Raw genomic sequence first — 19,816 nt, forward strand, 5'->3', positions numbered from 1 at the left:
ACTCATGAACGGGGGTCGAAGGCATCACGTAATGCCTCGCCGATAAAGACCAGCAGCGACAGGATCAGCGCCAAGGTGAAAAACGCCGTCAAGCCGAGCCACGGCGCTTGCAGGTTCTGCTTGCCCTGGGCGATCAACTCACCCAGCGACGCGCTGCCGGCCGGCATGCCGAAGCCGAGGAAGTCCAGTGCGCTCAAGGTGGAGATCGCCCCGGTCAAGATAAACGGCAGGTAGCTCAGGGTGGCGGTCATCGCGTTGGGCAGGATATGCCGGCGGATGATCTTGCCGTCGCCCAGGCCCAATGCCCGTGCGGCCTTGACGTACTCCAGGTTGCGCCCGCGCAGGAACTCGGCGCGCACCACGTCCACCAGGGCCAGCCAGGAAAACAGCGCCATGATCCCCAGCAGCCACCAGAAATTCGGTTCGACAAAGCCCGACAGGATGATCAGCAGGTACAGCACCGGCAGCCCGGACCAGACTTCGAGGATGCGCTGGCCAAGCAAGTCGACCCAGCCGCCGTAATACCCCTGCAAGGCGCCGGCGGCGATGCCGATGCTCGCGCTGATCGCCGTGAGCGCCAGGGCAAACAGGATCGACACCCGTGCGCCAAAGATCACCCGAGCCAGCACATCGCGCGATTGATCGTCGGTGCCCAGCCAGTTCACCGCCGAGGGCGGGCTCGGGGCAGGGCGGGTCAGCTCGTAGTTGGGCGTGTCGTCGCTGAACGGGATCGGTGGGAACAGCATCCAGCCGCCGTCCTGCTTGATCAGCTTCTGTACGTAGTCGCTGCGGTAGTCGGCCTGGAACGGCAGTTGGCCACCGAACTGCTGCTCGGTGTAGCGTTTGAACACCGGGAAATACAGCTCGTTTTTGTAGCTGAGCACCAGGGGCTTGTCGTTGGCGATCAACTCGCCGCCCAGGGTCAGGATAAACAGGCCGATGAACAGCCACAGCGACCACCAGCCGCGCCGGTTCTGTTTGAACCGCTCGAAGCGTCGACGGGCCACGGGAGACAGGTTGAGCATCAGGCGTTCCTCGCGGCGAAGTCGATACGCGGGTCCACCAGGGTGTAGCAGAGGTCGCCGATCAGTTTTATCAAGAGGCCGAACAGGGTGAAGATGAACAGTGAACCGAACACCACCGGATAGTCGCGGGACACGGCGGCTTCGTAGCTCATGCGCCCAAGCCCGTCGAGGGAAAAGATCACCTCGATCAGCAGCGAGCCGGCAAAGAACACGCTGATAAACGCCTGGGGAATCCCGGAGATCACCAGCAGCATCGCATTGCGAAACACATGGCCGTACAGCACGCGGCGTTCGCTCAGGCCCTTGGCACGGGCGGTGACCACGTACTGGCGTGTGATTTCATTGAGAAACGAGTTCTTGGTCAGGATGGTCAAGGTGGCAAACCCGCCGATCACCAGTGACGTGACCGGCAATACCAGGTGCCAGAAGTAGTCGGCGATCTTGCCCACGGTGCTCAGCTCGTCGAAGTTTTCCGAGACCAGGCCCCGTACCGGGAACCAGTTCAGCGACGTGCCGCCGGCGAAGACCACGATCAGGAACATGGCAAACAGGAACGCCGGCATGGCATAGCCGATGACGATGGCGGTGCTGCTCCACACATCGAAGTTGCTGCCATGGCGCACCGCCTTGCGAATGCCCAGGGGGATCGACACCAGGTAGGTGATCAGCGTGGCCCATAGGCCGAGGGAGATGGTCACCGGCATCTTTTCCAGGATCAGGTCGATCACCGTTGAACCCCGGAAGAAGCTGTTGCCGAAATCCAGCTGGGCGTAGCTCTTGAGCATCAACCACAGGCGTTCCGGGGCCGGCTTGTCGAAGCCGTACTGTTTCTCGATGTCCTTGATCAGTTTCGGGTCCAGGCCACGGCTGGCCCGCGAGCCGCTGCTGAGGCCTTCGCCGGAGGAACCCCCGACGGCACCGCCGCCGATGCCTTGCAGGTGGGCAATGGCCTGTTCCACCGGGCCACCGGGCGCCGCCTGTACGATCACGAAATTCACCAACAGGATGATCACCAGGGTTGGGATGATCAGCAGCAGGCGCCGCACGATATAGGCAAACATCAGCGCGTCCCCCCGCGTTTTTTCAGCTCGGCATTCATCTGTTCATTCGTCAGTGGCGTGGGGCTGATTTCCCACCAGGTTTCCAAGGCCTCGTCGTTCTTGGCCTCGATGGCGGGGCGCCCGAAGCGGTTCCACCACGCGGCAGAGGTGCCGGGCGGGTAGTAGTTGGGAATCCACAGGTAATTCCATTGCAGCACGCGGTCCAGGGCGTGGGCATACGTGAGCATCTGCGCCTGGGTGTCGGCCTTGACCAGGCCCTTGATCAGCGTGTCGACGGCCGGGTCCTTGAGCACCATGTAGTTGTTCGCGCCCGGGTCGAACGCAGCGCTGGAGCCGAAGTAGTTGTACAGCTCCATCCCCGGCGAGGTGGTGACCGGGAAACCGGTGACGATCATGTCGTAGTCGCGGGTCATCAGGCGGTTGACGTACTGCGAGGAGTCGATGCGGCGGATATTCAGGGTGATGCCGATCTGCGCCAGGTTGCGCTTGTAGGGCAGCAACAGGCGTTCCAGGCCGGCCTGGGCATTGAGGAAGGTGAACTCCAGCGGCTCGCCTTCGGCGTTGACCAATTTGTCGCCTTCGGGCTTCCAGCCGGCCTCTTCCAACAGGGCCAGGGCTTGCAGTTGCTTGTCGCGGATCATGCCGCTGCCGTCGGTGACCGGCGCCTTGAACACCTGGGTGAACACTTCGTCGGGCACTTGGCCGCGCAGCGGTTCGAGGATTTTCAGTTCTTCCTGGGTGGGCAACTGGCTGGCGGCCAGCGGGCTATTGGAAAAGTAGCTCTGCTGGCGGATGTACAGGTTGCGCATCATCTGCCGGTTGGCCCATTCGAAATCCCAGAGCATCGCCAGGGCCTGGCGCACGCGGCGGTCCTTGAACATCGGTTTCTGCACGTTGAACACATAGCCCTGGGCCGGTTGCGGCATTTCCTTGGCCAGGTGTGCACGTTGCAGGCGCCCGTCATCCAGGGCCGGGCCGTTGTAGCCGATGGAGTAACCGGTGGCGGAGAATTCGCGGTTGAAGTCATAGGCGCCGCCGCGCAATACCTGGCGCGCCACTTCGGTGTCGCCGAAGTATTCCAGGCTCAGGTGATCGAAGTTGTACAGGCCGCGGCTGACGGGCAGGTCCTTGCCCCACCAGTCTGGGTTACGGGTAAAGGTAATGGTGCTGCCCGAGTCGATCTTGCCGACCTTGTACGGGCCGCTGCCCAGTGGCGCTTCGTAGCCGCCGCCATTGGCGAAGTCGCGGGTCTTCCACCAGTGCTCGGGGAACACCGGCAGGGTGGCGATATCCAGGGGCAGGGTGCGGTTTTCATTGCTGGAAAATTCGAAACGCACCTGGCGCTCGCCTTCGACTTCGACGTGTTTCACGTCTGCGAACAGGGTGCGAAAGCGCAGGCTGCCCTGGGTCATCAGCAAATCGAAGCTGTAGCGCACGTCTTCGGCGGTGATCGGCTTGCCATCGGCAAAGCGCGCCTTGGGGTTGAGGTAGAAACGCAACGACAGGCCGTCGTCGGCCCGTTCCATCTTTTCGGCCACCAGGCCATAGACCGTGTAGGGCTCATCGAGGGAGCGCAGGGCCAGGGGCGAATACAGCCAGCCGTCGACCTGAGACACGCCGATACCTTTGTCGATATAGGGCAGCACATGGTCGAAACGCCCGATCTCGATCGCCGAACGCCGCAGGCTGCCGCCCTTGGGCGCGTTGGGGTTGGCGTAGTCGAAATGGGTGAAGCCGGCAGCGTACTTGGCCGGTTCGCCGTACACCGTCAGGTAGGTTTGCGGGGCCGCGATCACGGCCGTGCTGGCCAGCAGCAGGGCCAGGGCGGAGCCAAACAGAGTCGAAAAAGCCAGTCGCATTATCAGCCTTGAGCGCCGGGTGAAGAAGAATAGGGATTTGTACGCTAACGGCCAGGGCATCGCCAGTCATCCCATGCACAACGGCCCACCAAAAAGGCGGGCCGTTGTTTCAAGCATCAGCGCGGACGGGATCAGTCCTGACGGCTGGTCACTTCCAGCAGGTGATAACCGAACTGGGTTTTCACCGGGCCTTGCACGGTGTTGACCGGGGCGCTGAACACGACGGTGTCGAATTCCTTGACCATCTGGCCTGGACCGAACGAACCCAGGTCGCCGCCTTGGCGGCTGGACGGGCAGGTGGAGTTGGCTTTGGCGATTTCTGCGAAATCGGCGCCGCCTTCGATTTGGGCCTTGAGTTCGTTGCACTTGTCTTCAGTGGCAACCAGGATGTGACGGGCAGTGGCTTTGGCCATGGGAGTAACTCCTTGAATAAAAAGGTGAGCGTACCGGATTCAGGTGGTTATTTGTTGGCAAAGTTCCCTTGGGGTGGTGTTCTCTTGGTGGGTGGGTTGGAGGTTTGGGGGCATATCCGTTGCTGCGGTAACGGCCACCTATGGTTCCGCTCTTACAGCGGGTCACTTTTGGCAAACGCCCGGGATGCCGGCCCAGCCAAAAGTAACCAAAAGGTTTGTGCCCCACCACTCGGCACCTCGCTTAGGCTCGGTGTGCCCTCACTCCGGCTTTGGAGCGTGGGCCGCCGTCATGGGCCATCCCTGGCCCAGGACGGCTAACCCGGCGTCCTGCCGGGTTACCCACGGCTGGTGTACTCGGTTGGGAATGTGGGAGGGGGCTTGCCCCCGATGAGGGAGTGTCAGCCACTTATTTGTTGACTGACCCACCGCCATCGGGGGCAAGCCCCCTCCCACATTTGGATCTCCACAGGTCAGAGATCTCCATAGGTCAGGTAGACCTCGGCCTGGTTTTGCTCTGTCTTTTGCTGTCTTGGAGCCGACCGGAGTTGTGCTTGGTGTACTCGGTTAAGTGTGGGAGGGGGCTTGCCCGCGATGAGGGAGTGTCAGTCACTTATTTGTTGACTGACCCAGCGCTATCGGGGGCAAGCCCCCTCCCACATTTGGATCTGTATAGGTCAGAGATCTCCATGGGGTAGGTAGACTTCATCCTGCTTTTGCTCTGGCTTTGCTCTGGCTTTTGATCTTGATCTTGATCTTAGGCGCCCCGTTAAACCACGCTGGCCGAACGTAGGCTTGAATCCGTGGGTAACCCGGCAGGACGCCGGGTTAGCCGTCCTGGGCCAGGGATGGCCCATGACGGCGGCCCACGGATTCAAGCCGGAGTGAGGGCATGCCGAGCCTAGGCGAGGCACCGAGTGGTGGGGCAGGAGCCCTTTTGGTTACTTTTGGGGCTCTTTTCCAAAAGTGACCCGCCGTAAGGGCGGAACCGCCAGCCGCCGTTACCGCAGCAACGGATATGTACACCAACCCGCCAGTAACCATTACCACAGCAACCGCAATCCCCCCCCGGTCAAACCAAAAACGCCGCCTCCAAAAGCTGCCGCGTATAAGCATGCTGCGGCTCAGCAAAAATCGCCGACGCCTCCCCCTGTTCCACCACCTGCCCATGCTTGACCACCATCAACTGATGGCTCAGCGCTTTCACCACCGCCAAGTCATGGCTGATAAACAGATACGTCAGGTTGTACTTGGCCTGCAAACTACGCAACAACTCCACCACCTGCCGCTGCACCGTTCGGTCCAGTGCCGACGTCGGCTCATCCAGCAAAATCAGGCGTGGCTTGAGCACCAACGCGCGGGCGATGGCGATGCGTTGACGCTGGCCCCCCGAGAACTCATGGGGATACCGATGCCGAGAGTCCGGGTCCAACCCGACTTCCTTGAGCGCCGCGATAATCGCCGCCTCCTGCTCCGCAGGCGTGCCCATCTTGTGGATGCGCAAGCCTTCGCCGACGATCTCGCTGACGCACATGCGCGGGCTCAGGCTGCCGAATGGGTCCTGGAACACCACCTGCATTTCCCGGCGCAATGGGCGCACTTGCTGTTGGCTGAGCGTGTCCAGTTGCTGGCCTTCGAAGCGAATCCCGCCTTTGCTGGCGATCAAGCGCAGAATCGCCAGGCCCAGGGTGGATTTGCCTGAGCCGCTTTCGCCGACGATGCCCAGGGTCTGGCCCTGGGGCAGGCTGAAGTTGATGCCGTCCACCGCCTTGACGTAATCGACGGTGTTGCGCAAAAAGCCTTTCTTGATCGGGAACCACACCTTGAGGTCGTCGACCTCCAGCAAGGGCGGCCCGATCGCCGTGCTGGCCGGTCCGCCGCTGGGTTCGGCGGCGAGCAGTTCCTGGGTGTAGGGGTGCTGGGGCGATTGGAACAGCGTCTCGCAATCGGCCTGCTCGACAATACAACCCTGCTGCATCACACACACGCGATGGGCGATGCGCCGCACCAGGTTCAAGTCGTGGCTGATCAGCAGCAAGGCCATGCCCAGCCGTGCCTGCAACTCCTTGAGCAGTTCAAGGATCTTCAACTGCACCGTGACGTCGAGGGCCGTGGTCGGCTCGTCCGCAATCAACAACTCCGGTTCATTGGCCAGGGCCATGGCGATCATCACCCGTTGGCGCTGGCCGCCGGAGAGTTCATGGGGCAGGGCCTTGAGGCGCTTGTGCGGCTCGGGGATGCCCACCAGTTCGAGCAGTTCCAGGGTGCGTCGGGTGGCGACCTTGCCGGTCAGCCCCTTGTGCAGGCCGAGCACTTCGTTGATCTGTTTCTCGATGCAATGCAGGGGGTTGAGCGAGGTCATCGGCTCCTGGAAGATCATCGCGATACGGTTACCGCGAATGTGTCGGATGGTTTTTTCCTTGAGGGTCAGCAGGTCCTGGTCGGAATACTTGATGGTGCCGGACGGATGCCGTGCCAGCGGGTAGGGCAGCAGGCGCAGGATCGAGTGGGCGGTCACCGATTTGCCGGAACCGCTTTCGCCGACCAGCGCCAGGGTCTCGCCGCGCTTGATATCGAAGCTGACGTTGTTGACCACGCGGTGGTGATGCTCGCCCGTGACGAACTCGACGGAGAGGTCGCGGATTTCGATCAGATTGTCCTGATTCATCTCATTTCCTCGGGTCGAAGGCATCGCGAGCGGACTCGCCGATAAACACCAGCAAACTCAGCATGATTGCCAGCACGGCAAACGCGCTCATGCCCAGCCACGGTGCCTGCAGGTTGGACTTGCCCTGGGCCACCAGTTCCCCCAGGGACGGCGAACCGGCCGGCAGGCCGAACCCGAGGAAGTCCAGGGCGGTGAGGGTGCCGATGGCGCCGGTGAGGATGAACGGCATGAAGGTCATGGTCGAGACCATGGCATTGGGCAGGATATGGCGGAACATGATCGCGCCATTCTGCATGCCCAGCGCTCGGGCCGCGCGTACGTATTCGAGGTTGCGCCCACGCAGGAACTCGGCGCGTACCACGTCCACCAGGCTCATCCAGGAGAACAGCAGCATGATCCCCAACAGCCACCAGAAGTTCGGCTGCACGAAGCTGGCGAGGATGATCAGCAGGTACAGCACCGGCAAGCCGGACCATATCTCCAGGAAGCGTTGCCCGGCGAGGTCGACCCAGCCGCCATAGAAGCCCTGCAGGGCTCCGGCGATCACGCCGATGATCGAGCTGAGCACGGTGAGGGTCAGGGCGAACAGCACCGACACGCGGAAGCCGTAGATCACCCGCGCCAGCACGTCGCGGCCCTGGTCATCGGTGCCCAACAGGTTCATCGACGAGGGGGGCGCGGGGGCGGGGACTTTCAGGTCGTAGTTGATGCTCTGGTAACTGAAGGGGATTGGCGCCCACAGTGTCCAGGCGTCCTTGGTCTTGAGCAGTTCCTGGATATACGGGCTCTTGTAGTTGGCCTCCAGGGGGAATTCACCGCCGAAGGTGGTTTCCGGGTAGCGCTTGAGTGCCGGGAAGTACCAGTCGCCGTCGTAATGGACCGCCAGCGGTTTGTCGTTGGCGATCAACTCGGCGCCCAGGCTCAATACGAACAGGATCAGGAACAGCCACAGCGACCACCAGCCACGTTTATTGGCCTTGAACCGCTCGAACCGGCGGCGATTGAGGGGGGATAGGTTCATCTCAATGCTCCCGGCTGGCGAAGTCGATGCGCGGATCGACCAGGGTGTAGGTGAGGTCGCCGATCAGTTTCACCACCAGCCCGAGCAGGGTGAAGATAAACAGCGTGCCGAAGACCACCGGGTAATCGCGATTGATCGCCGCTTCAAAACTCATCAGGCCCAGGCCGTCGAGGGAGAAGATCACTTCCACCAGCAAGGAGCCGGTGAAGAAAATCCCGATAAACGCCGACGGGAAGCCGGCGATCACCAGCAGCATGGCGTTACGGAACACGTGGCCATAGAGCACACGGTGGTTGGTCAGCCCCTTGGCCTTGGCGGTGACCACGTACTGTTTGTTGATTTCGTCGAGGAAACTGTTCTTGGTCAGCAGGGTCATGGTGGCGAAGTTGCCGATCACCAGGGCGGTAATCGGCAATGCCAGGTGCCAGAAATAATCGAGGATCTTGCCGCCCCAGCTCAGTTCGTCAAAGTTGTTGGAGGTCAGCCCGCGCAGGGGGAACCAGTCGAAGTAACTGCCGCCGGCAAACACCACGATCAGCAGGATCGCAAACAGGAACGCCGGGATCGCGTAGCCGACGATGATGGCCGAGCTGGTCCACACGTCGAAGTGGCTGCCATGGCGCGTGGCCTTGGCGATCCCCAGGGGGATCGACACCAGGTACATGATCAGCGTGCTCCACAACCCGAGGGAGATGGACACCGGCATTTTTTCCTTGATCAGGTCGATGACCTTGGCGTCACGGAAGAAACTGTCGCCAAAGTCCAGCCGGGCGTAGTTCTTGACCATGATCCACAAGCGTTCCGGCGCCGACTTGTCGAAGCCGTACATCTTTTCGATTTCCTTGATCAGCGCCGGGTCCAGGCCCTGGGCGCCGCGGTAGCTGCTGGAGCCGGCAACCGACACCTCCGCACCACCGCCGGCAATGCGGCTGGTAGCGCCTTCAAAGCCTTCGAGCTTGGCGATCATCTGCTCCACCGGGCCGCCTGGGGCGGCCTGGATAATGATGAAGTTGATCAGCAGGATCCCGAACAGCGTGGGGATAATCAGCAACAGGCGGCGAACAATGTAGGCCAGCATTTAATCGCCTCCGCTCGCCGGATCGGCGCTCGTATTCAGGGGGATCGCAGGTTTTTTGTCGGGTTTGGCCCACCAGGTCGAGGTGCCGACGTCATAGCGCGGCGAGACTTTCGGGTGGCCAAGATGGTCCCAGTACGCCACGCGGAAGGTCTTGATGTGCCAATTGGGGATCACGTAGTAGCCGAACTGGAGCACGCGATCCAACGCCTTGGCGTGGGCGATCAGGCTTTTGCGCGAGTCGGCGTCGATCAACTCTTCCACCAGTTGGTCGACGGCCGGGTCCTTGAGCCCCATGTAGTTGCGGCTGCCGGGCTTGTCGGCGCTGGAGGATTTCCAGAATTCGCGCTGTTCGTTGCCAGGTGAAGTGGACTGCGGAAAGCTGCCCACCAGCATGTCGAAATCCCGCGAGCGGATACGGTTGACGAACTGGGAGACGTCGACCCGGCGGATCACCAGGTCGATGCCCAGGTCTGCCAGGTTGCGCTTGAACGGCAGCAGGATACGCTCGAATTCAGTCTGGGCCAGCAGGAACTCGATGGTCACCGGTTTGCCCGTGGTGTCGACCATCTTGTCGTCGACGATACGCCAGCCGGCCTCCTGCAACAGCTGGTAAGCCTCGCGCTGTTGGGCGCGGATCATGCCGCTGCCGTCGGTTTTGGGCGGTTCGAACGCCTGGGTGAAGACTTCGGCTGGGATCTTGCCGCGCAGCGGTTCGAGGATCGCCAGTTCGTCCGGGCCGGGCAAGCCGGTGGCCGCCATTTCCGAGTTTTCGAAGTAGCTGCGGGTACGGGTGTAAGCCCCATTGAACAGCTGTTTGTTGCTCCACTCGAAGTCCAGCAACAGGCTGATGGCCTTGCGTACGCGCACGTCCTGGAACATGGGCTTGCGCGTGTTGAACACGAAGCCCTGCATGCCGGTGGGGTTGCCGTTGGGGATTTCTTCCTTGATCAACCGACCCTCGGCCACTGCGGGAATGTTGTAGGCGTTGGCCCAGTTCTTTGCGCTGAACTCCAGCCAGTAGTCGAACTGCCCGGCCTTCAACGCTTCCAGGGATACCGTGCTGTCGCGGTAATAGTCGGTGATGCGGTTATCGAAGTTGTAGAAGCCTTTGGTGACCGGCAGGTCCTTGGCCCAGTAGTCCTTGACCCGCTCATAGCGAATCATGCGCCCGGCCTTGACCTCTGCCACCTTGTACGGCCCGCTGCCCAGCGGAATTTCCAGGTTGCCCTTGGTGAAGTCGCGGGTCGCCCACCAATGTTTGGGCAGTACCGGCAATTGGCCGAGGATCAGCGGCAATTCGCGGTTGTTGGTGCGCTTGAACTTGAACAGCACGCGCAGCGGGTCTTCGGCGACCACTTCGTCGACATCGGCGTAGTAGGTGCGGTAGAGCGGCGAGCCGTCTTTTATCAGGGCCTGGAAGGTGAACACCACGTCTTCGGCGCGGATCGGGTGGCCATCGTGGAAGCGCGCTTCCGGGCGCAGGTAGAAGCGTACCCAGCTGTTGTCCGGGGCCTTCTCGATCTTGCCGGCCACCAGGCCGTATTCGGTGATGGGCTCATCCAGGCTTTGCATGGCCAGGGTGTCGTAGATCAGCGGCAGGTTGTCCGCTGGCACGCCCTTGCTGATGTAGGGGTTGAGGCTGTCGAAACCGCCCATCGCGGACTCGCGGAAAGTACCGCCCTTGGGCGCATCCGGGTTGACGTAGTCGAAGTGCTTGAAGTCGGCGGGGTATTTGGGTGGTTCGTTGTAGAGGGTCAGCGCATGTTGCGGGGCGGCATTGGCCGCAGTGCACAGCAACAGGCTGCCGAGCAGTGCAGTACGCAAAGACATCATTGGGCTTTCTCCGAAGCTTTCAGCCACCACGCGCTCAGGCCCAGGGTATAGGGCGGCGTGGTGACAAAGGCGAACCGGTTGCGGTACGCCAAGCGATGATAGTTGAGGTACCAGTTGGGAATGCTGTAGTGCTGCCAGAGCAGGACCCGGTCCAGGGCCCGGCCGGCGGCCAGTTGTTCTTCGCGGGTCTGCGCGGCCAGCAGTTGTTCCAGCAGATGGTCGACCACCGGGTTGGCGATGCCTGCGTAGTTCTTGCTGCCCTTGATCGTCGCCTGGCTGGAGTGGAAGTACTGCCACTGTTCGAGGCCGGGGCTGAGGGTCTGGTTGAGGGTGATCAGGATCATGTCGAAGTCGAACTGATCGAGGCGTTGCTTGTATTGCGCTCGGTCAACCGTGCGCAGGCGTGCATCGATGCCGACACTGATCAGGTTCTCGACATAGGGCTGCAGGATGCGCTCCAGGTTCGGGTTGACCAGCAGGATTTCAAAGCGCAGCGGTTGGCCATCCTTATTGAGCAACCGTTGGCCGGACAGCTTCCAGCCGGCTTCGCCGAGCAGGGCCAGGGCACGGCGCAGGGTCTCGCGCGGGATCCCGCGACCATCGGTCTGGGGCAGGCTGAACGGTTGGGTCAACAGGTTGGCTGGCAACTGGTCGCGGTAGGGCGAGAGCATCAGCCATTCATGCCCGACCGGAACGCCGGTGGCCGAGAATTCGCTGTTGGGGTAGTAACTCAAGGTGCGTTTGTAGGCACTGCTGAACAACGTTCGGTTGGTCCATTCGAAGTCGAACATCAGCCCCAGGGCTTCGCGCACCTTGGTCTGGCTGAAGGTCGGGCGCCGGGTGTTCATGAACAGGCCCTGGCTTTGGGTCGGGATCTGGTGGGCGATCTGCGCCTTGATCACGTCGCCGCGGTTGACGGCCGGGAAGTTGTAGCCATTCGCCCAGTTCTTGGCCTGGTGTTCGATATAGATATCGAACTCGCCGGCCTTGAACGCTTCGAAGGCCACGTCACTGTCGCGGTAGAACTCGACCTCGACCTTGTCGAAGTTATAGAAGCCTTGGTTGACCGGCAGGTCCTTGCCCCAGTAGTCCTTGACCCGCTCGAACACCAGTTGCCGCCCGGGGGTGACCTTGCTGATGCGGTACGGCCCGCTGCCCAGCGGTGGCTCGAAGGTGGTGGCCTTGAAATCCCGATTTTTCCAGTAGTGCTGGGGCAGCACCGGTAACTCGCCCAGGCGCAGGATCAGCAATGGGTTGCCGGCGCGCTTGAACACGAAACGAATGCGGTGACGATTGAGGATGTCGACTCGCGCCACTTCCTGCAGGTTGGTGCGGTACTGCGGGTGGCCTTCGGTCAGCAGGGTGCGATAGGAAAACGCCACGTCATAGGCAGTGATTGGCTTGCCATCGTGGAAGCGTGCCTGGGGGCGCAGGTTGAACACCACCCAACTGCGGTCCTCGCTGTACTCCACCGATTGGGCAATCAGGCCGTAGCTGGAGGTGGGCTCATCGCCGGAGGGCGCGTATTGGCCAGTGCCGACCATCAATGGCTCGTTCAGCTCATTGACGCCGTATTGCAGGAAGTTGGGCGTGGAGACCGGGCTTGAGCCCTTGAAGGTGTAGGGGTTGAGGGTATCGAACGTACCAAAAGCCATGACCCGCAACGTCCCGCCTTTCGGCGCTGCGGGGTTTACCCAATCGAAGTGGGTGAATTTGGCTGGGTACTTGAGCGTGCCGAACTGCGTGTAACCGTGACTCTCGGTAATCGTCGCATTCGCAGCAAAGCTCAAGGCCAGACTTATTAGTAGAAGGAGGGGTCGCTTCAAGTCAGAGATCCGATCCAGGCGGCTTGGGCTTTAAGCTCGGTACAGTAACAGCTTGTTCCGGTTGGAAAAAGCCGGTTGGAAACACTGGAGAACCAATGTGGGAGGGGGCTTGCCTCCGATATCGGTGGATCAGCCAATGAATCGGGTGGCTGACACACTGCTATCGGGGGCAAGCCCCCTCCCACATTGGTTCTACAGTGTTCTTGAGGTATCAGCGCGGCCCGGAAACCACCAGCATCTGCCCCGGCTTCAGCGCCTGGCCAGTGCGTGGGTTCCAGCGCTTGAGATGTTGCATCTCGACGTTGAAGCGCTTGGCGACGATGTACAGCGAGTCGCCTTTCTTGACCTTGTATTGCACAGGCTTCTTGCTGTCGGCCTTGGCGACCAGCTTGCGCGTGTCCTGCATCACCAGGGTCTGGCCGACCTTGAGGGCCTGGCCATTGAGCTTGTTCCAGCGTTGCAGGTCGTGTACGTCGACCTTGTTGGCCTTGGCGATCAGCGTCAGGTTGTCGCCCGTACGTACCTTGTAGGTGCGGGTACGGCCGGCCACCCGTGTGCTCTCGACTTCGTCGAACACCTGCTTCTTAGGGCGCATCGCCAGCAATTCTTCCGGCTTCATCGTCGAAAGCGTGCTGGTGAGCAATTGTGCCTTCGAACTGGGTACCAGCAGATGCTGCGGGCCATCCAGGGTGGTGCGTTGCTTGAGCGCCGGGTTGAGCTGGAACAGTTCGTCTTCGTCGATCTCGGCCAGTGCCGCGACCCGGGACAGGTCCATGCTTTGCTTGACCTCAACCACTTCGAAATACGGCGTGTTGGCGATCGGGTTCAGGTTGACGCCGTAGGCCTCCGGGGCCAGCACCACCTGGGACAGCGCCAGGAACTTGGGCACGTAGTCCTTGGTTTCCTGGGGCAGGGGCAGGTTCCAGTAGTCCGTCGGCAAACCGAGCTTTTCGTTGCGCTCGATGGCCCGGCTTACCGTGCCTTCGCCGGCGTTATACGCCGCCAGGGCCAGCAGCCAGTCGCCGTTGAACATGTCATGCAGGCGCGTCAGGTAGTCCAGGGCGGCGGTGGTGGAGGCGGTGATGTCGCGGCGGCCGTCGTAGGCGCGGGTCTGGCGCAGGTTGAAGTAGCGCCCGGTGGAGGGAATGAACTGCCACAAGCCAACCGCATCGCTGCGCGAATAGGCCATTGGGTTGTAGGCACTTTCAATCACTGGCAGCAACGCCAGTTCCAGGGGCATGTTGCGTTCTTCAAGGCGTTCGACGATGTAGTGAATGTAGAGACTGCCGCGTTCGCCGGCGTTCTCCAGGAAGGAAGGGTTGCTCGCGAACCACAGGCGTTGCTGTTCGATGCGCGGGTTGACGCCCAGGCCGTCCTGCAATTGAAAGCCCCGGCGCATGCGCTCCCAGACATCCTGGGGGGCTTCGGGGCTGGGCTTCTCTGAAAGCCAGATAGGTTTTTGCTTGATCTTGGCAGCAAGATTCGGTTTGGGTTGCACGGTGGATTGTGCAGCGAAATTTGTCGATTGGCAGCCCGCCAGAGTTGCGGAGACAGCCACCGCCACGGCTTGAGCCAGGCGGGTCAATGCGTCTGAATGGTTGGATTTACGAGTAGATGACGACATTGGCTGGAAGTAAGTTCCGGGCAAAAATGTCGGGCGATTCTAGAAAGCGCTTTGGTTCCGGTCAACCATTCAGAAATTACGTATCAGATTGCGTTGGCTTAGAACTTATCTTTCCATGCCCTCAAGCTAGCAAATACCTCGGCCCCAGAGCGGTTGTCGCGACCATTCCGTTCGTCCGCTTTTTGTTTAACGGATGTTTCAGAGGTGCGCAGGAAGGGGTTGGTACGCTTTTCCAGGGCCAGGTTGGAAGGCAGTGTGATCTCGCCACGGGCGCGCAGTTGGTTGACGCTTTCCACTCGTTCGGCGATATCGCGGTTGTGCGGTTCCACGGCCTGGGCAAACTTGAGGTTGCTTTGTGTGTATTCGTGGGTGCAGTACACCAACGTGTCGGCGGGCAGGGCCGCCAGGCGCTCAAGCGAGGCGTGCATCTGCTCGGGTGTGCCTTCGAACAGGCGACCGCAGCCGGCGGCGAACAGGGTATCGCCACACAGCAGCACGCCCGGGTGATAAAACGCGATGTGCCCCAGGGTATGGCCAGGCACGGCATACACGTCGAAATCCCAGCCCAGTACGCTGATGCGGTCGTTATCGTGCAGGTCGACGTCCCGCGCCGGGATCTGCTCGTTGGCCGGGCCATAGACCTTGGCGCCGGTCACACGTTTGATCTGCTCCACGCCGCCGACATGATCATGGTGATGGTGGGTGACCAGGATATCGCTGAGGTGCCACTCGGGGTTCTGCTTGAGCCAGGCCAGTACGGGAGCGGCATCGCCGGGGTCGACCACGGCGCAACGGTGGGTATGTGGGTCCTGCAACAGCCAGATGTAGTTGTCGGTGAAGGCGGGTAGGGCACTGATCTGTATCATTCTTTGATTCGCCAAGCTGAACACATTGGTGCATCTTAGAACGTCTAGGCGAGTTGGAGAATGCAATGACTGATAAAGCGTTCGCCCAGGCCGATCCTGAATGGCTGGCCCTGATCAGCGCAGCCCGGGAGTGGCTGTCGGGTCCGATCGGGCAATTTTTGCTGGACGAGGAACGGCGCATGCTCGAGGACGAGCTGGGGCGGTTCTTTGGTGGTTACCTGGTGCATTACGGTCCCTCGGCCCAGACGCCGCCTGCCGCGCCGCAGGTGCAACGCAATGTACGCCTGGGCGCGCCGTTGCCGGGGGTGGAGATTGTCTGCGAGGAACAGGCCTGGCCGTTGAGCGAGCACGCCGCCGATGTGGTGGTGTTGCAGCATGGCCTGGATTTCTGCCTGTCGCCCCACGGCCTGCTGCGTGAAGCCGCCAGCGCCGTGCGTCCAGGCGGCCATTTGCTGATTATCGGGATCAACCCCTGGAGCAGCTGGGGCCTGCGGCATGTATTCGCCCATGACGGGCTGCGCCAGGCACGCTGTATCTCGCCGTCACGGGTGGGTGACTGGCTGAACCTGCTGGGCTTCGCGCTGGAGAAACGCCGCTTCGGGTGCTATCGTCCGCCGCTGGCGTCGACCAAGTGGCAGGGCCGCCTGGCCGGCTGGGAACGTCGGGCGGGTGCCTGGCAATTGTCGGGTGGCGGCTTCTATTTATTGGTGGCGCGCAAGATCGTGGTGGGGCTGCGCCCGGTACGCCAGGTGCTACGCCAGCCCATGGGCAAGCTGGTGCCGATGCCGATGGCCAAGGTCAATCGCAAGCAAAGCGAACCGTAAAACTCTTTTTTGATTTCAGGCCGGGTCACTCGGCCTCGGGATACTGTCGGCCGATGGCCGGCAGCCCGTCTTGATGGATGCAACCGATGACCGATAGCGTAGAACTCTTCACCGATGGCGCCTGCAAGGGCAACCCCGGTCCCGGTGGCTGGGGCGCCTTGCTGGTGTGCAAGGGCGTGGAGAAGGAACTGTGGGGCGGCGAAGCCAACACCACCAATAACCGCATGGAGCTGATGGGCGCCATCCGTGGGCTGGAAGAACTCAAGCGTCGTTGCGACGTGCTGCTGGTGACCGACTCGCAATACGTGATGAAGGGCATCAACGAATGGATGGTCAACTGGAAGAAGCGTGGCTGGAAGACCGCCGCCAAGGAGCCGGTGAAAAATGCCGACCTCTGGCAATTGCTGGATGAGCAATGCAATCGCCATAACATTACCTGGAAATGGGTGCGTGGGCACGTCGGCCATCATGGCAACGAACGCGCCGACCAACTGGCCAACCGTGGTGTCGATGAAGTGCGCGGCTACAAGCAGAGCTGAGGCTGGCTGACGTGTTAACATCGCCCACGTTGACTCACACCACACTGCATACCACACCGTTGAGAGCTGAACCCTGATGGCCATCCGATCTGTTGTACTCGATACCGAAACCACCGGCATGCCGGTGACCGACGGCCACCGGATCATTGAAATCGGCTGTGTCGAACTCATGGGTCGTCGCCTCACCGGTCGCCACTTCCATGTGTACCTGCAACCGGACCGGGAAAGTGACGAAGGCGCGATTGGCGTCCACGGCATCACCGATGAATTCCTCAAGGGCAAGCCGCGTTTCGCCGAAGTGGCCGATGAATTCTTCGAGTTCATCAACGGCGCACAGCTGATCATCCATAACGCGGCGTTCGACATCGGCTTCATCAATAACGAATTTGCCCTGATGGGGCAGACGGACCGTGCGGATATTTCCCGGCATTGCACGATCCTCGACACCTTGATGATGGCCCGTGAGCGTCATCCTGGGCAGCGCAACAGCCTCGATGCCTTGTGCAAACGCTATGGCGTCGACAACTCCGGCCGTGAACTGCACGGCGCCTTGCTCGACTCCGAGATTCTCGCCGACGTTTACCTGACCATGACCGGCGGGCAGACCAGCCTGTCCCTGGCTGGCAACGCCTCCGATGGTGCCGGTTCGGCGGAAGGCTCGGGCAACCGCCCTTCGGAAATCCGCCGTCTGCCGGCCGATCGCAAGCCAACCCCAATCATCCGCGCCAGCGAGCAGGACTTGGCCGAGCACGCGGCGCGGCTGGAAGCGATTGCAAAGTCGGCGGGTGCGCCGGCGTTGTGGACCCAGCTGATGTAGGCGCGGGCTTGCTCGCTCCCGCACAGGACGTTCGCAAGATCGTCCCCGAGCTTCTACCCTTGAGTGCATAGCCCTCAGGACTACAAGCCCTCATGTATAAAGACCTGAAGTTTCCCGTCCTTATCGTGCACCGCGACATCAAGGCCGACACCGTTGCCGGTGACCGGGTTCGAGGCATCGCCAGAGAGTTGGAACAAGAGGGGTTCAGTATCTTTTCCGCGGTGGACTACGCCGAAGGCCGGCTGGTGGCGTCTACCCATCACGGCCTGGCATGCATGCTGATTGCTGCCGAAGGCGCCGGGGAAAATACCCACTTGCTGCAAAACATGGTCGAGCTGATCCGCCTGGCGCGGGTGAGGGCGCCCAACCTGCCGATCTTTGCCCTGGGCGAGCAAGTCACCCTGGAAAATGCACCGGCCGATGCGATGAGTGAGCTCAATCAACTGCGCGGCATCCTTTACCTGTTTGAAGACACCGTGCCGTTTCTCGCCCGTCAGGTCGCGCGCGCGGCGCGTACTTACCTTGATGGCCTGTTGCCGCCGTTCTTCAAAGCCCTGGTGCAGCACACCGCCGACTCCAATTACTCCTGGCACACGCCAGGCCATGGCGGCGGCGTGGCCTATCGCAAGAGCCCGGTAGGGCAGGCGTTCCATCAGTTCTTTGGGGAAAACACCCTGCGTTCGGACCTTTCTGTCTCGGTGCCGGAGCTGGGTTCGCTGCTGGATCACACCGGGCCCTTGGCCGAAGCCGAAGCCCGCGCCGCGCGCAACTTTGGCGCCGATCACACGTTCTTCGTGATTAACGGCACGTCGACCGCCAACAAGATCGTCTGGCATTCGATGGTCGGTCGCGATGACCTGGTGCTGGTGGATCGCAACTGCCACAAGTCGGTGTTGCATTCGATCATCATGACCGGTGCCATCCCCCTATACCTGTGCCCGGAGCGCAACGAACTGGGCATCATCGGCCCGATCCCCCTCAGCGAATTCAGCCCCGCGTCGATCCGCGCCAAGATCGACGCCAGCCCGCTGACCCGTGGCCGCCCAGCGAAAGTGAAGCTGGCTGTGGTCACCAACTCCACCTACGACGGCCTGTGCTACAACGCCGAGCTGATCAAGCAGCAATTGGGCGGGAGTGTCGAGGTGCTGCACTTTGACGAAGCCTGGTACGCCTACGCGGCGTTTCACGAGTTTTTCGCCGGGCGCTACGGCATGGGCACTTCGCGAACCCCCGACAGCCCGCTGGTGTTTACCACTCACTCCACGCACAAATTGCTGGCGGCGTTCAGCCAGGCCTCGATGATTCATGTGCAGGACGGCGGCGCACGACAGTTGGACCGCGACCGTTTCAATGAAGCGTTCATGATGCATATCTCCACTTCGCCGCAGTACAGCATCATCGCCTCGCTGGACGTGGCGTCGGCGATGATGGAGGGGCCCGCAGGGCGCTCGCTGTTGCAGGAAATGTTTGACGAGGCCCTGAGCTTCCGACGTGCCCTGGCCAACCTGCGCCAGCATATTGCAGCCGAGGACTGGTGGTTTTCCATCTGGCAGCCGCCCTCGGTAGCGGGTATCGATCGCGTCGCCACGGCGGATTGGCTGTTGCAGCCTGAGGATGATTGGCACGGTTTTGGTGACGTGGCTGAAGATTACGTATTGCTGGACCCGATCAAAGTGACATTGGTCATGCCCGGCCTCAACGCCGGTGGCGCGTTGAGCGACTGCGGGATCCCGGCAGCCGTGGTCAGCAAGTTTCTCTGGGAGCGTGGGCTGGTGGTGGAGAAGACCGGTTTGTATTCGTTCCTGGTCCTGTTTTCCATGGGGATCACCAAAGGCAAATGGAGTACCTTGCTCACCGAATTGTTGGAGTTCAAGCGCAGCTACGACGCCAACATCAGCCTGGCCAGTTGCCTGCCCTCGGTGTTTGCCCAAGGCCCCGCCCGTTATCAAGGCCTGGGTTTGCGCGACCTGTGCGATCAATTGCACGCCTGTTACCGTAGCAATGCCACTGCCAGGCACCTCAAGAGGATGTACACGGTGTTGCCGGAAATCGCGATGAAACCGGCCGACGCCTACGACCAATTGGTGAAGGGGGAAGTGGAGGCGGTTTCCATTGATGCCTTGCCAGGGCGCATCGCAGCCGTGATGCTGGTGCCTTATCCGCCGGGTATTCCATTGATTATGCCGGGCGAGCGTTTTACCGAATCGACGCGATCGATCATCGACTACCTGGCGTTTGCCCGGACATTTGATAGCAGTTTCCCTGGGTTTGTCGCGGATGTTCATGGATTGCAACACGAAGATGACGGCAACGGCCGTTGTTACACCGTCGATTGCATCAAGGGTTAAGGATGTTTATGCAAGCT

General features: G+C 61.2%; 15 protein-coding genes. 4 read left to right on the forward strand and 11 right to left on the reverse strand.

Annotated elements, in window-relative coordinates; translation table 11 throughout:
- Window positions 1-2: 2 nt before the first annotated feature.
- From QU606_RS17250 to gloB, 11 genes are all read right to left on the reverse strand, one after another.
- Window positions 3-1,025, reverse strand: a complete 1,023-nt coding sequence (locus tag QU606_RS17250; RefSeq protein WP_024075093.1) for an ABC transporter permease — start codon at window positions 1,023-1,025, stop codon at window positions 3-5.
- The gene (locus QU606_RS17255; protein ID WP_024075094.1) at window positions 1,025-2,086 is read right to left on the reverse strand and encodes a microcin C ABC transporter permease YejB; all 1,062 of its coding nucleotides are present in this window, start codon (window positions 2,084-2,086) and stop codon (window positions 1,025-1,027) included. Before QU606_RS17255 ends, QU606_RS17250 begins: the two co-directional genes overlap by 1 nt.
- A complete protein-coding gene (locus tag QU606_RS17260) occupies window positions 2,086-3,945 on the reverse strand; it encodes an extracellular solute-binding protein (RefSeq protein WP_102625771.1) in 1,860 nt (619 codons plus the stop codon). Before QU606_RS17260 ends, QU606_RS17255 begins: the two co-directional genes overlap by 1 nt.
- Window positions 3,946-4,076: 131 nt before the next feature.
- Entirely contained in the window at window positions 4,077-4,358 is a 282-nt protein-coding gene (locus tag QU606_RS17265; protein ID WP_069075821.1) for a peptidylprolyl isomerase, read from the reverse strand.
- Window positions 4,359-5,427: 1,069 nt separating this feature from the next.
- Window positions 5,428-7,023, reverse strand: coding sequence for an ABC transporter ATP-binding protein (locus QU606_RS17270; protein ID WP_150294002.1), 1,596 nt, complete (start codon window positions 7,021-7,023; stop codon window positions 5,428-5,430).
- Window position 7,024: 1 nt separating this feature from the next.
- On the reverse strand, window positions 7,025-8,044 hold the full coding sequence (locus QU606_RS17275; protein WP_024075099.1) for an ABC transporter permease: 1,020 nt from the start codon (window positions 8,042-8,044) through the stop codon (window positions 7,025-7,027).
- Window position 8,045: 1 nt separating this feature from the next.
- Window positions 8,046-9,122, reverse strand: coding sequence for a microcin C ABC transporter permease YejB (locus QU606_RS17280; protein WP_024075100.1), 1,077 nt, complete (start codon window positions 9,120-9,122; stop codon window positions 8,046-8,048).
- The gene (locus QU606_RS17285) at window positions 9,123-10,955 is read right to left on the reverse strand and encodes an extracellular solute-binding protein (RefSeq protein WP_024075101.1); all 1,833 of its coding nucleotides are present in this window, start codon (window positions 10,953-10,955) and stop codon (window positions 9,123-9,125) included. It lies immediately after the preceding gene.
- The gene (locus QU606_RS17290; protein ID WP_150055978.1) at window positions 10,952-12,781 is read right to left on the reverse strand and encodes an extracellular solute-binding protein; all 1,830 of its coding nucleotides are present in this window, start codon (window positions 12,779-12,781) and stop codon (window positions 10,952-10,954) included. Before QU606_RS17290 ends, QU606_RS17285 begins: the two co-directional genes overlap by 4 nt.
- Window positions 12,782-12,992: 211 nt before the next feature.
- Window positions 12,993-14,405, reverse strand: a complete 1,413-nt coding sequence (locus QU606_RS17295) for a lytic transglycosylase domain-containing protein (protein ID WP_150294008.1) — start codon at window positions 14,403-14,405, stop codon at window positions 12,993-12,995.
- Window positions 14,406-14,503: 98 nt separating this feature from the next.
- A complete protein-coding gene (gene gloB, locus QU606_RS17300) occupies window positions 14,504-15,271 on the reverse strand; it encodes a hydroxyacylglutathione hydrolase (protein ID WP_024075104.1) in 768 nt (255 codons plus the stop codon).
- A gap of 65 nt (window positions 15,272-15,336) precedes the next feature.
- On the opposite strand from gloB, the gene QU606_RS17305 reads away from it, so the two are divergent.
- The 4 genes from QU606_RS17305 (at window position 15,337) to QU606_RS17320 (ending at window position 19,799) form a co-directional block, all read left to right on the forward strand.
- Window positions 15,337-16,095, forward strand: a complete 759-nt coding sequence (locus QU606_RS17305) for a class I SAM-dependent methyltransferase (RefSeq protein ID WP_024075105.1) — start codon at window positions 15,337-15,339, stop codon at window positions 16,093-16,095.
- Between the two features lie 86 nt (window positions 16,096-16,181).
- Window positions 16,182-16,634, forward strand: coding sequence for a ribonuclease HI (gene rnhA, locus QU606_RS17310; protein ID WP_024075106.1), 453 nt, complete (start codon window positions 16,182-16,184; stop codon window positions 16,632-16,634).
- Between the two features lie 82 nt (window positions 16,635-16,716).
- Window positions 16,717-17,451, forward strand: a complete 735-nt coding sequence (gene dnaQ, locus QU606_RS17315) for a DNA polymerase III subunit epsilon (protein WP_168233117.1) — start codon at window positions 16,717-16,719, stop codon at window positions 17,449-17,451.
- Between the two features lie 92 nt (window positions 17,452-17,543).
- Complete coding sequence (locus QU606_RS17320) at window positions 17,544-19,799, forward strand: Orn/Lys/Arg decarboxylase N-terminal domain-containing protein (RefSeq protein WP_024075108.1); 2,256 nt, start codon at window positions 17,544-17,546, stop codon at window positions 19,797-19,799.
- Window positions 19,800-19,816: the final 17 nt, after the last annotated feature.

Origin of the sequence: Pseudomonas sp. OVF7 (assembly GCF_030644265.1) — a bacterium.
GTDB classification, from domain to species: domain Bacteria; phylum Pseudomonadota; class Gammaproteobacteria; order Pseudomonadales; family Pseudomonadaceae; genus Aquipseudomonas; species Aquipseudomonas gorinensis.